Annotated in this window: 11 protein-coding genes; 8 read left to right on the forward strand and 3 right to left on the reverse strand. The window is 55.1% G+C overall.

Annotation, left to right across the window (positions count from 1 at the left end):
* Positions 1–14 precede the first annotated feature (14 nt).
* Positions 15–1,409, reverse strand: a complete 1,395-nt coding sequence (locus ACN2TU_RS01725; RefSeq protein WP_435152265.1) for a M28 family peptidase — start codon at positions 1,407–1,409, stop codon at positions 15–17.
* Positions 1,410–1,516: 107 nt separating this feature from the next.
* On the opposite strand from ACN2TU_RS01725, the gene ACN2TU_RS01730 reads away from it, so the two are divergent.
* The 3 genes from ACN2TU_RS01730 (at position 1,517) to ACN2TU_RS01740 (ending at position 4,947) form a co-directional block, all read left to right on the forward strand.
* Positions 1,517–1,945: a hypothetical protein gene (locus tag ACN2TU_RS01730; RefSeq protein ID WP_435152268.1), complete on the forward strand. Its 429-nt coding sequence runs from the start codon at positions 1,517–1,519 to the stop codon at positions 1,943–1,945.
* Between the two features lie 809 nt (positions 1,946–2,754).
* A complete protein-coding gene (locus ACN2TU_RS01735; RefSeq protein WP_435152271.1) occupies positions 2,755–2,877 on the forward strand; it encodes a hypothetical protein in 123 nt (40 codons plus the stop codon).
* A gap of 90 nt (positions 2,878–2,967) precedes the next feature.
* A complete protein-coding gene (locus ACN2TU_RS01740) occupies positions 2,968–4,947 on the forward strand; it encodes a CocE/NonD family hydrolase (RefSeq protein ID WP_435152274.1) in 1,980 nt (659 codons plus the stop codon).
* A gap of 288 nt (positions 4,948–5,235) precedes the next feature.
* Here the strand turns inward: ACN2TU_RS01740 and ACN2TU_RS01745 are convergent, their stop codons facing one another.
* A complete protein-coding gene (locus tag ACN2TU_RS01745) occupies positions 5,236–5,655 on the reverse strand; it encodes a protease-associated domain-containing protein (protein ID WP_435152276.1) in 420 nt (139 codons plus the stop codon).
* A 425-nt stretch (positions 5,656–6,080) separates the two neighbouring features.
* Here ACN2TU_RS01745 and ACN2TU_RS01750 point away from each other — a divergent pair, with 425 nt between their 5' ends.
* From ACN2TU_RS01750 to ACN2TU_RS01770, 5 genes are all read left to right on the forward strand, one after another.
* Positions 6,081–7,769, forward strand: coding sequence for an ABC transporter substrate-binding protein (locus tag ACN2TU_RS01750; RefSeq protein WP_435152279.1), 1,689 nt, complete (start codon positions 6,081–6,083; stop codon positions 7,767–7,769).
* A 66-nt stretch (positions 7,770–7,835) separates the two neighbouring features.
* Positions 7,836–8,813: an ABC transporter permease gene (locus ACN2TU_RS01755; protein ID WP_435152282.1), complete on the forward strand. Its 978-nt coding sequence runs from the start codon at positions 7,836–7,838 to the stop codon at positions 8,811–8,813.
* Between the two features lie 4 nt (positions 8,814–8,817).
* Positions 8,818–9,798: an ABC transporter permease gene (locus tag ACN2TU_RS01760; protein WP_435152285.1), complete on the forward strand. Its 981-nt coding sequence runs from the start codon at positions 8,818–8,820 to the stop codon at positions 9,796–9,798.
* Positions 9,795–10,832, forward strand: coding sequence for an ABC transporter ATP-binding protein (locus tag ACN2TU_RS01765; RefSeq protein ID WP_435152288.1), 1,038 nt, complete (start codon positions 9,795–9,797; stop codon positions 10,830–10,832). Before ACN2TU_RS01760 ends, ACN2TU_RS01765 begins: the two co-directional genes overlap by 4 nt.
* 1 nt (position 10,833) lies before the next feature.
* A complete protein-coding gene (locus ACN2TU_RS01770) occupies positions 10,834–11,934 on the forward strand; it encodes an ABC transporter ATP-binding protein (protein ID WP_435152290.1) in 1,101 nt (366 codons plus the stop codon).
* Positions 11,935–12,309: 375 nt separating this feature from the next.
* On the opposite strand, the gene ACN2TU_RS01775 is transcribed toward ACN2TU_RS01770, so the two are convergent.
* Positions 12,310–13,359: a succinylglutamate desuccinylase/aspartoacylase family protein gene (locus tag ACN2TU_RS01775; protein WP_435152293.1), complete on the reverse strand. Its 1,050-nt coding sequence runs from the start codon at positions 13,357–13,359 to the stop codon at positions 12,310–12,312.
* Positions 13,360–13,515: the final 156 nt, after the last annotated feature.

Consider the following 13,515-nt stretch of genomic DNA (forward strand, 5'->3'; position numbering starts at 1 on the left):
ATCGAGACGAACGGTCATCGGTCACCCTCCGCTGTCGCTCCTGCGGTCGCATCGATTCTTTCCATATCCTCGAACGGCCACCCACCAGAGTTTCGCATCCCCTCCTCGAATCCCTGTTCGACGGTCGCATCGCGGATTTCGGCGACCGACTTCGGTGAAATCTCGCGGTCACTCTCCGCGAGTTTGACGACTCCCGCAGTGAAGACGACGGCGAGGTCACGGAGGTCACGGCGGTCGAGTTTGTCGAGGGTGTCGCCGTGGGTGTGGCCCCATCCGCGACCGCTGCCGTCGGCGATGGAGCGCGCTTGCGCACCCGCGACACCTTTCTGAACGAATGGCCAGTGGTCGCTGTGCGGACGGATGCCCGTGTTGATTTCGACTGGGACGTCGAACTCGTCACGAACTTCTTCGAACGCTTCACCGATTGCCTCGAATCCGTGTGTGTACACGTCGGCGGTTCGGGAGTAGCCCGCACCGTCCATGTTGAAGATACATTTCACCGAATCGAGGTCGTGCGTTTCGGCCCAGTGGTACGCCCCGTACAGTCCGACCTCCTCCGCGCCGAAAACGAGACAGCGAACCGTCGTGTCCAGTTCGTCTTCCATTTCCGTGAGTAAGCGTCCGATTTCGGCGACGAGGACGGTGCCGACCCCGTTGTCGTTCGCGCCTTCGCCCACATCGTGGGCATCGACGTGGGCAGTCACGAGCACTTCTTCGTCCGTGTCCGGTCCGACCACCGCCTCGATGTTTCTGGAGTTCGTCGGTTTGTTTCGGCAATCGACGGTCAGTCGCGCGGTCGTATTGCCGTTCTCGCAGTAGCGAACTAATCGATGGCCGACCTCCTTCGAGACGCCGACGGCGGGGATGTCACCCGGCCCGTCTTCGTTACCGATGCTTCCCGTCGGCGGAAGGTTGCCGTCCAGATGGTTCCGAAAGAGGAACCCGATCGCGCCCCCGCGAACCGCTGCTCCATATTTTTCTGCACGGTGAATCCAGCGGCCGTATTCGTCCGGCGTGAGACTAGACGCCATCACGATTTTTCCTTCCACGTCGCACTCCTCGAAATCCTCGGGCAATCCATCGCCGACATCGACTAGTTCGGCGCTCACGTCGCCGCTCGGCGTCCCCGGAAGTGCGACCGTCTCGTGCTGTGCATCGAACTCGTGGGTACGGTCGTGTTCGACGGATAGCGAACTCGACTCCCGCCACCAACCGGGGATTTCGAACTCGGTTATCGAGGCATCTCGGAAACCGTGTTCCTCGAACGCGTCTTTCACCAATGCCGCGCCTTCGACTTCGCCCTGTTGTCCGGCCATTCGGTTGTCCAAATCGACGAGGTCACAGAGAAGATTCCAGTGATGCGAACTCGTGTACGCATCGCCAACGATTGTCGTGGGTAATGTGTTCATTGTCCGTGGTAGGGAACACAGATGCGTGGGGGTGCAATGTAGGTTTGGATGGGAGAAATCCGCGCATTTGCGGAACAAATTTTACCGCCTCCGGACGAACGGACGGCATGGAACGACTGGCGCAGGGTATCGACACCGCGGAGTGGGTGCTGTCGCAACTCGAATCCGAGGAGCGTGTCGCCTACGCTGAAGTCGGTTGTGTCGGCAGGGAAAGCACCGATGGGTCGGTGATTCCGACGGACGTACGATCTACGATCGATCTCTCACAGATCGGCGTTTGGTGGCGACTGTGCGCAGATGGTAGTGTAGACTACCGATTTTCTTCCTCGCTCGAAACCGACCATCTGGATGACCTCATCGAACGGTCAATACGGTCAGCAACTGTGCTCGACCAGCGTTCCCCGGCATGCTACGACCGTGGAACGGTTCATCGAGCGGTTCATTCCGGATGGGCAGTGGGTGGATCGCTCGGTGATTTCGATGCGACGGAAAAGCTCGAACGCATCGCGAATCTCCATTGTGTAAATCATCAGTAACGAATAAGAAATCTACATCTTCTTCGATTGCAGTATCGAAGATTTGTTCAACTGCGGTATAGACCGCAGTATCAAGAACTTCAGCTGATTGGCTCGACTGTTGGTACTGGGTTTTGAGTTGGTTTCCCAGATGAAAATCATATAGATATTTATGGCACTGTCTAGTTACGCGATTCTGTTGTAGAGTGGCGTTTCAACGGCTCTACCGTGAGTGGCTAACGAATCTCTTCGTCTCATCATGCCTAGGTTTTCGGTGAAGCAATCGAATTCAGTCTTCTCACGGTGCAGTCGATCTAAACCCCAAGAATCAGTTACTTACGAACAGTGCATAAAACTCTGTCAATCGTACCGCTATCGCTTGGTTTTCCTTATCTAGACAGTGCCATATTTATTGTATATATATAGTCATTAACTATATGTGGAAATATTATGAACCTACTTTAGTATACCATTTCTTATTTTTAATATTCACTTTTAGTAGTGGCGAGGAGAGTTTTTCGCCCCTGAAGGGTGCGGGGCACACTGCGTGCCTCGTGGAGCTAACATGTCCAATAAAAACGTCCTGTCCTATCTGACGTTCACCAAGCGAGTTGCAAAGCGTGCCCAGTACGAAGCCCTCAAATTTTCACTCAGGGTAGGATTTGGGGAGGGGGGGAGGTATTGATAACGACGGCCATCCAAGTTCGGAGTACAATGAGTAGAACATCCTCTAACGAGAAAGCCGACAAAGCCATGGAAAACTCAAAAACCCAAGACAAGAAAAGCGAAAAAAGGGCTACGCAACAGCTCAGAAGATCATTACTGGTAATATGCCCAAGCCGTTCCTGGTCTGGAACAACGTCAACCACGCGTTCCGCTCTCGAATCAACAACTTCGACGTCTACCCGACTGCTTACATGCTATTCGAGGACGTGTGGGTGAGTCAAAACTGACCCTGCAAGAACATGTGAATTGATGAAAGTAACTATCATTTCGATCCCATCATGACTTCCCACGACCCACTTGGCGATATTCGACGCCACATGGCTCTTGAAATCCCCGTAGAGTCAGAAACCGTTGCAGCGTCCAGATATGAACCGCTCGGCAGCGATACGCCCTCACCAGCTTTGTTGATGTATGTACCGTACCACCAGGACGATCTCATCACCTACGGTGCTTACGATCCTCTGTGCCTATATTTTGCCAAACACGGCTACGAGGTCGTCGTCGCTGATATGCTCGGGACAGGTAGTTCGAGCGGGTTTATCCACGAACCATTCACCCGACGTGAAGGAACCGAACCCGCTGCCATCGTTGAGTGGCTCGCTGAACAGCCCTGGACTACTGGTCGGATCGGTCTCTTCGGGAAATCCTACGGTGGTATCACAGCCCTGGATGCCGCAGCCCAGCAGCCGGACGCCTTAGACGCGATAGTCCCCATTCATACCCCCTATCAGGGATGGCGGAACGCATACTCCTACGGCGGTCTGTTCGAGTTTCTCACCATTGGGATGGACTGGCTAACATTGATGCAGGCTCTCGAAGCAAAACCAGCGAGTATCCGTGATGCAGATGGTGAGCGGCTCAATCGTTGGCAGAAGCGATTAAAACGGTCACGCGATCGAAGGCCATGGCTGTTCCAATTCATTGACAATGATCCCCATGAATCGTACTGGGAGGACAAGAATATTCCCGTCGAGCGTATCGAAACCCCGACGCTGGCTGTCGGTGGTTGGCGTGATCCGTACACACAGGATACACTGGAGTACTTCGAGGCCATCGATGCACCGAAGCGACTTCTACTCGGCCCATGGCGTCATCAGATGCCTCATCGCGGCCGTGAGAGTGCTATCAACTTCCGTCGGCAGGCACTTGACTGGTTCGACCGCTTCCTGCGTGATGAAGAAAACGGAGTGATGGACGAACCGACCATTTCTTACTGGACCGAGCTCGACAGTGGCGGGTCTTCGACTGGTCAATGGCGCGGACGGAAGACGTGGCCGACAGTATCTACTGAAGATGCAACGGATCCGCCAACCGACGGCGAGACGATTTATCACGAGACAGATGATCCTGTGACATTCGAACTCACATCAACGGGACTCTCATCGCCGAGTGAATTCAAGACCGGTGAAGTTGATGCCGAGTACACGTTTGATCCTACTGTCGGACCTTCCTCGATCGATCCTTACGGAGTATCGTTCGAACCGCCAGCAACGAACGATGACGACGTACGGTCGTTAACTTTCGAGACAGATCCCCTTGATAGTCCGATCGAGTTCACCGGTACTGGGGAAGTGACGCTCCGACTCGAATCCAGCGTTCCCGACCCAACTATTGTCGTTCGACTCATCGATGTGTCTCCGAATTCTCGTGGCACACTCGTTTCCCATGGTGCAATTCGGGGCAAATACCGAAAAGGCCTCGACACCCCTAATGAAATGGAACCCGGAATTGAATACGATTTAACCATTCCGTTCGAACCCAAGTCTCATGTCTTCGAGGAAGGGCATTCGATCCGTGTTGCCGTCGGCTCGTCTTACTTCCCCGTCGCTCTTCCGACTCCACAACAGGGGTCGTTTATTGTTCGTTCCACATCTGCTGATCCTTCTACTGTGAGGTTCCCTGGCTGTCAAATGAATAGTGTAGATTTCGACGACTCGGTAGATATGGCACCACCCGATGAGAGAGTACCGACAAGCGCCGAACATGCGAATGGCAGTTCCTCGTGGACCACTAGTCGTGAGCGGGTCTCTAATTGTGTTCAGACGTCCAAACGCCACTCGTTGGACGTTGATCTCCCACACGGTCGACTTTTCCGAGAAGCAACTTTTGAGGCATCGGTTATGGCAGACGATCCATCAACCGCAGCTGCTCAGAACAAAATGACAATAGAAATTGCGGCTGATTTCGGTGAGTTCGAGATTGTTGCCAGTAACTACATTTCTAACGATCTCTGTCAGCTTGAGACCCGGGTTGAACTCGAGGGCAACACGATGTTCGAGGAGACGTGGCGTCAGTGACATCCTCCCCGTGCTAAAGCACGGAGCTTTCCACGCCCGATTACGCTGGTCTGGGAACTTACGTTTACGACCCGACACGCCGACGGGAGTGCCACGCCACCATTACTTCTATCCCGTAAAAGACTCAAAGGTACCTGATTGTTTAACGTCGGTTGGGTGTCTGAAGACTTACTTATTTGATGCGGCAAACACCAAGTCAACTGCCAGTTTTCGGACAGTCAAATTCGATGGGAAACCATTGAATTGACAAATTCAGATACGCAGTGAGGGCACGCAACTCTTTCGATTTTAGCGTTTAGTACCAAAGATAGCGGTGTATCCTCCTCCCCCTAAATGGCGAGGTTTTAGCGCCTGCAATCCCCATAACGACCCTGTAAACAACGCTTGATGGTACGTTTCCGGTGATGACACGCTTCCAATGTTTCCGGTCGGCGGAAGCGCACCCTCGGTGTAGTTGTAGAAGATGAACGCAGTGGCACCGGATTCGGCGTAGTGGTACTTCTCCGACCGGTGGATCCCCCGTCCGTGGTCGTCGGGTGTGAGACTGGACGCTAGTACGATATTGTTCGTGAGATCCACGTCCTCAAAATCCTCGGGAAAACTGCACCCCATATCAAATATTTTACCTGTTTCCTCGCCCGGTGGCGTTCCTGGCAATTCGACAAGTTCGTGCGACTGAGCGAATGTCTGTTCCTTGTCGCCGTGCATAACGGTGAGGCTCGCGTCACCCCGCCACCATACAGGAATGGGGGAATGCGTTCAACGAGACATTCTCAAGTCCGACCACTTTGAACGTCTCGGCCACGCGTACCGCACCTAATCGTTTGCCCTCGTGTCCTGGCATCCGATCGTTCAAATCCTCTAACTCGGCCAGGAGTTCCCACCCAATAGTATTTCGGTAGCCCTCCCCATGACTTCATCCGGTAGTATTGCCATCGGAGTGGGGTGTGATATCGTTACATACTACCCTTCTTGTTTCTTGCGGAAAATGGATACGATCTACAGAAAATTTGGAGAATATTTCTGTAAATATAACAATTACTGTTAATATGTCCACATATGCTCCCCTCCGTTGTCCAAATAGTAAAGCTTTTAGAAAGATATTTAAGGATAGAATATAGAATATCTAATCCATGCCAGAGAATAGCACCCACGAGGGTCGTCGGAAATTTCTAAAAGCAGTGACTGCAGGTGGTGTCGCAGGTATGACGACCTTAGCAGGCTGTTCTAGTAACAACCAAGGCAATAACGAGAATGGGTCCGACGACTCCGGGAATAAGAATGCGAGTGCAGGCAAAGGCCTCTCGGCCTACACCTATGTCAACAACTCTCAAAGCTACAACCCACCACGACATGACGCGATAAATCTCATCGCGAAACAGTTCACCGATCTTGGACTAAAAATGAACGTCGACGTGCTCGAATGGGGTACCTTATACAGCCGCGTATCCGAGGAGTACGATTATAGTTTCGCAACATGGCACACTTTTTTCGTCTCAGAACCAGTAACGGAGTTGAACAACCTTTTCAACTCTAATAATACCGGCCCAGGGCAGGGTAACTACTCCGGCTACAAGAACCCTGATCTCGACAAGAAAATGAAGAACTACCTGGCCGAACCGAACTCCGACAAGCGAGTCGACCTGGCCCACCAGATACAGAAGACACTGATGGATGAAGTGCCGACGATGCCAATCACGCAAATGCCGCAGGCGGCCATCTATAACAAAAACCAGGTGGGCAACTGGCAAGCAGACCTCGCGAACGGGTTCAACTCCTACTGGACGATGATAAATCTGGAGATGAAGGGCGGTGAGGACACCCTCAAGGGCTACTGGCCCGAGACGCTCTCGACGATGAACGTGCTCGGTCACAACGACGAGAGCAAGCACGTCTACCAGTTCAATATGATGTACGACTTCCTGGTTCAGCTCAACAACAAAGCCGAACCAGACCCCAAGGTCAGCCTCGCTACGGACTGGAACCGGGTCAATGACACCACGATGGAATACACCATCCGCACTGACCACTCGTGGCACGATGGCAAGGACCTCACCGCCAAGGACGTCGCGTTCACGTACAACTACATCGTCGAGAACGAGGTACCGTTGTACTCGACGCAGGTAGAGTATCTCAAGAATGCCAAAGCTGTCGATGAGTCAACGGTTCGGATCAATATGTCCCAACCGCTGGGACCGTTCAACCTCGCAGTTGCGAACCTCATCCCCATTATCCCCGAGCACAAATGGGCCGACAGGAAAAACCCGAGTAAGGCCAACATCCAGAAACCAGTCGGTAGCGGTCCGATGATGTTCGACTACTGGGAAAAGGGCAGCGAGTTCGGGATGAAAAAGTTCAACAAACACTTCGCTCCTGTCTCCTTCAATAAACGGTTCTGGCGCGTTATCCCCGAAGCGTCGACAGTATGGCAGAATCTCAAGAACGGCGACCTCAACTACGAGCCGTTCGGCCGTATCGACCGAAGTCTCGACCAGAACCAGAATCACAAGAACATCGGCACGACGTTCCAAACCGCGCCAACGTTCTGGATGTTCACGCCGAACGAGCGTAAACAGGGTCTCGACGACGTGCAGTTGCGGAAGGCGCTCGTCGAGGCCATCCCTCGGACCCCCATCGTCAAACAGATTCTGTTCGATTTCCCGGACTCTGGCAGCAATGTCGTCTCGTCGGCGTTCGGTGAACTCCACACCGATGACGTGACCAAGTACAAAGAGAGCAAAGAAGCTGCCCGAAAACGACTCAAGGAGGCCGGTTACACGTGGGATAACAACGATATGCTTCAAGCGTCGAGCGACAACTGAGCCGGACAAGCCAACTTCGGTGCAGAATTTCACGAAAATAAGCTGTAAGAAATACAATACAATAATATGGGAAAAGCGAGCTTTGTTATCAGACGCACACTCCAACTTGTCGTGACACTCTGGGCAGTCGGAACAGTACTATTCGGCCTATTTCGGCTCATGCCAGGGGATCCGACGTCGTACGTGGTTTCCGCGCAAATGACACAGGAAGCGCGTCAAAAGATTATTGCAAGCTACGGCCTCGATCAACCGCTGCACATTCAGTACATCAAGTTCCTTGAGAACTTGCTGATGCTGGATTTCGGCCAATCGTTTCACTCGAACCAACCAGTTACGGACGTCATTGCGACCTACCTGCCAAACACGCTCTTGCTCATGCTGACGGCGTTCATCTCGGCGTATGTTATCGGTATCACGCTTGGTGTATTATCGGGCTGGTACCGTGGCTCTCGGTTCGAGAAAAATGCAGTCATCGTCGCGCTGACCGCTCGGAGCGTTCCCACATTCTACGTCGGACTTATCGTCCTGTGGATTTTCGGTGCGAACCTTGGCGTCATCCCGATGAGCGGTATGACCAGTCTCGGAACCCAAAGCACAGGATTCTGGGAGATGGTGTTCTCCCTAGACTTCCTGCATCACCTCCTCGCTCCAGCACTGGTGCTGGGCTTCTACTTCATGGGCTATCCACTGCTCATCATGCGGTCCAGCATGCTCGAAGTACTCTCGGAGGACTTCATCGACGTCTGCCGTGCGAAAGGACTGAAAGAGCGGACGATAATGTTCAAACATGCCGCACGGAACGCGCTATTACCCATCGTCACGGCGGCGGCCATCGCCCTTGGCTACGCCGTCGGCGGGAGCGTCCTCATCGAGACAGTGTTCGCGTGGCCCGGTCTCGGTCGGGAGATGGTGCGAGCAGTGCTCCGGCGGGACTTTCCCGTCGCGCAGGGAACGTTCATGGTTCTCGCTACAACCATCATCACCCTGAACTTCATCGCCGATTTGGCGTACGGATATCTCGACCCGCGGGTAACTTACGATTAGGACAATGGCACAAGAACAACAGACAAGTCGGTCGATCTTCGCTGACCTCGACGACAGCTCGTCAGATGAGGAAGTCAACAAGTGGCAACGGACAGCCCGTCTCTGGCGTGAGACGCTTCGCGACCACTGGGGAAAATTGACCAGCGAACTCTCGGTCAAGCTCTCGCTGATAACCGTGGCAGCGTTCGTACTCATTGCAATTTTTGCGCCGTACATTGCGACCCATCAGCCGCTTAAACGCCAGTATCAGAGTGACGCCGGGATAATCATCGAGAAGTGGGCGAAACCATCGCTTCTCGGCGCCGACAACTCCTACATCCTCGGGACGACCGCAGAAGGGTTCGACATCTTCAGCCAACTCATTTACGGTACGCGTGCGGCGCTGATGGTCGGGCTCATCGCAGCGGTGTTCACCGCCGGCATTGGGACACTCGTTGGCCTTATCGCAGGGTATTATGGCGGAAAAGTCGACGACGCGCTAATGCGGCTGGTCGACTTTCTGTACGGAATGCCGTTGTTGCCAACCGTTATCGTCCTCGTCGCGGTGCTAGGCCCGAATCTTTGGAACATCATTCTCGCGCTGATAATCCTTCAGTGGCGTTCGACTGCTCGCGTCATCCGGTCGCAAGCCCTCTCACTCCGCGAGCGGCCGTTCGTGAAGGCCGCGGAGGTCGCCGGTGCGGGCGACTGGTACATCATCAGTCGGCATCTTGCCCCCAATGTCCTGCCACTAACATTCCTGTACGGGTCGTTCGGCATCGCATGGGCCATCCTGGCCGAGGCGGGTGTCTCGTTCATCGGCCTCGGCGATCCGAACACCGTCTCGTGGGGTACGATGCTCCAGGCATCCCGAGCGTACTCGGCACTTCAGTTCGGTGCGTGGTGGTGGTTCGTACCGCCGGGCATCTGCATCGGGCTACTCGTGATTAGCGGCTTCCTCATCGGCCGCGGCTACGAAGAAATAACTAACCCCAAGCTACAATGAGTCTACTCAAAGTCAAAGACCTCGAAGTTTACTACGAAACCGAAGACGGTCCCGCACAGGCGGTCGACGGCGTATCATTTGAACTCGAAGAGGGCGAAAACCTCGGCATCGTCGGCGAGTCGGGTTGCGGTAAGACCACACTCGCGAAGGCAATAATCGGCATCCTCCCCGACGCTGGATACGTCAACCACGGTAGCATTGATTTCAAGGGTGACGATATCACCGAAATGACTGGCCCCGAACGGCGTCGCTTAAAATGGGAGGAGATATCGATGATCGCTCAGTCGGCGATGAATTCGTTGGACCCAGTGTACACCATCCGTGAGCAGATCGTCGAGGCCGTTGAGACTCATCGACCAGGCACGGGCCGCGTTGAGGCCGACAAGCTGGTGACCGAGATGTTCGAACTCGTCGGATTGGACCCGGATCGAGCCGACGATTATCCCCATCAGTTCTCCGGCGGAATGCGGCAGCGCGCCATGATCGCGATGGCGCTCGTGCTCGAACCGTCGCTGATGTTGGCCGATGAGCCGACCACAGCGCTCGATGTCATCATGCAGGATCAGATCCTCAAACGCATCAGCTCGATTCAACAGGAGATCAACTCCTCAATGCTGGTCATCACCCACGACGTGAGTGTCGTTGCTGAGACATGCGATCGTGTCCTCGTGATGTATGCCGGGAAAGTAGCGGAAGAGGGACCGGTCGAAGAGATATTTGAACAACCGTACCACCCCTACACGATCGGCTTGAAACGGGCGTTCCCGAACATCCGTATGAGCGACCAAGACTTGCTATCCATAGCGGGGTATCCGCCCGAACTGGTAAATCCACCTCAGGGCTGTCGATTCGCCGAGCGATGTCCGATGGCGACCGACCGGTGCCGCGAGGAGGAACCCGAAGCACAGCACATCAACGGCCTGCGGTCATACTGCCACTACGCCGACGAGATCGATTCGGAACTGCGGCCGTACGCCGACGACGCAAGAACGTGGAACCAGACTGCTGCAGCCCAAGACGTCGGAGGTGACTAAGATGAGCGACGTACTCTTAGAAGTCGACGATCTCAAGAAACACTTCAAGGTCGATCAGGGATGGATAGCAAGTCTGATGCAGTCGGTCTCCGGTGGAGAACCGGAGTACGTCCACGCCGTCGACGGCGTCAGCTTCGACCTTCACGCGGGCGAAACTCTCGGACTGGCAGGAGAGTCCGGCTGCGGCAAGACCACAACGGGAATGTCGCTGGTAAAGCTTCATGACCCGACCGACGGCGACATCGTCTACAACGACAAGGAGCTTTCGAAGGCCAGCGACGCCGAACTCCAAGAGTTCCGGCAGAACGCGCAGATGATATTTCAGGATCCGTTCGAGAGCCTGAATCCACGGATGACGGTGTACGACATCGTGGCCGAACCGCTTCGAATCCACGACATTCGCAACGAGACTGCACGGGTTCAGCGCGCCCTGGAGTTCGCAGAACTCCTTCCGGCCGAGCAGTACTTCGATCAGTACCCCCACGAGTTGTCCGGGGGTCAACGCCAACGCGTCGCCATCGCGCGTGCACTCGTGCTTGATCCCGATTTTATCGTCGCAGACGAACCGGTGTCGATGCTAGACGTTAGTCTTCGAGCCGGAGTTCTGTCGCTGCTGGATCGGATGACCGACGAGTTCGGACTTTCGGTCGTCTACATCAGTCACGACCTCTCGTTGCTCCGGCATATGTGTGATCGCCTCGCCATCATGTACATGGGAAAAATCGTCGAGAAGGGGCCGACGGACCAGGTAATCGAGAATCCTCAACATCCCTATACACAGGCGCTCATTAATGCGGTTCCCGTTCCCGACCCGGACGTGGGACGTGAGCGAGTCGAACTACAGGGCGAAGTAGGTGATGTTATCGACATTCCGACTGGCTGTCGGTTTAAGGATCGCTGTCCAAAGTACATCGGCGACGTCTGCGACAAAGTCGTCCCGCCGTTGGAACAGAAGTCGGACGTCGACGGAGAGCAAGCCATCGCCTGCCATCTCTACGAAAGCGCCGAGGGGTACGACCCCTACGAGGAGTTGGCAGGCGAACATCGAGAGGGCGAAGTCACCGCGAACGACGACACCGAGTCGGCACCGGCGGACGACTGACCGATTCCTCTCGCATCGCTCGCAGGTCGCCGCCCAAACTTACTGGTCGCCTATACAGGATTACAGCGAGAGTGCCCGGTGGCTTGACTGCGGGGGTGACTCGCGTACGCGTTATCGTCTGTTCTCTCAAGATGTCCCCTGCGGACTGTGAACTACCCCGTCCTACGCGCTTCGCGCGTTGAGGAAGGGCCTTAGCGCCTGCAATTCAGGTAATGGGCGACAGTGAGGTGTGTGAACCGCCCGACCCCTCCCTTCGTATCCGCTCGGACGCCCGCGGTGGAAGACGTGCGGGTGCAGGGCGTGTGCATCCGAATTTGGGGAACCGGCAAACGCCGCGGGGTTTGACCCCGCGGTTGTTCACGACAGCGGTTAGTCTCAGCGCTCCTGTAGCAGCGGTTCGTCGTCTGGTACGGCCATATCGAGGAGTGGATCGTTTTCGTAGACTGCCACGCCCTCGTAACGGCTGAGGACGTACCCCGAGTGTTCTGCGTTCACTCGTGTCTTCGTCTCTCCGTGGGGAGTGACAATATCCGCGACTGTCTGTCCCGATTGGACTGACTCCCCCTCTCGTACCCTGTATTGAACGATTCCAGCGGTGTCCGTGTGCGGGTGGACAAGCCGTTTGAGATTGTTCTCGGCAGGCAGCTCGAACTCCATCGGGAACGACGCCGATTCGGCGACCATCCCGGAGGCGTGGAGCACGTTGTACAAGCCGACGATGGCCGCTTCACAGACGTCCTGTTCCACGACAAATCGACCGCCAAGTTCCGGAGTGAATGCCGGAATCCCGTCTGCGGCGGCTGCCCCGGTCAACGTGTGCTCGAGCGACCGTCGCTCGGTCGCCTCATGACTGAATTGGTTGACCACAGGGAGGCCGAACGCGTCGGCGAGTTCGGTGATACAGTCGCGTAACTCGACGGCTTCGGCTTTCTCTCGATTCTCCCCGTAGTTCACTCGCGGTCGAATCGTGTACGGGTACGTCGCGATCCAAGACGTATGAAGTGAGATGACCATATCTGCGCTCACGTTGATCTTCTCGTACAGCCGCTTGCAGATCAACTGCTGAACGCTCGGTGGCGTCTCGGCGTCTTTGCGCTCGAAGCCGAAGTATCGGTTCGGGTCGTCGCCGTGATAGTACGAGGTTCGAGCATTCGTCCGGAGTCCAGACGGGTTCATCACCGGAACACAGACGACGGTTCCCTTGAGCGGTTCGTCCCGAATTCGGGCTACAAACTCGTGTATTGCTTCCATTCCAGTCGGTTCATCGCCGTGGATCGTTCCGGTCACCCATACTGTCGGCCCAGATTCTTTCCCTTCGACGACGACGACGGGAATATGTTCGGGCTGCCCCGTCGGCAAATCAGTGACAGACAGGTAGCCCGTAGAAACCTCACCGGGCGTTGACTCTGCAGTTCCGAGTTTCATGGGTATTTCTGGTGACGATCTGTGTAAGTCGATGTCTCCGGCACGTGTTGCGGTTCAATATGCGGACTGGGTAATCGGCTCGATGCGATGGGAGCAATCCATCTTTCGTGATCGATTCGCTGTCGCGTAGCGAAACGAGCTCTCCGCCGTTCTACA

This window comes from Haladaptatus marinus (assembly GCF_051194195.1).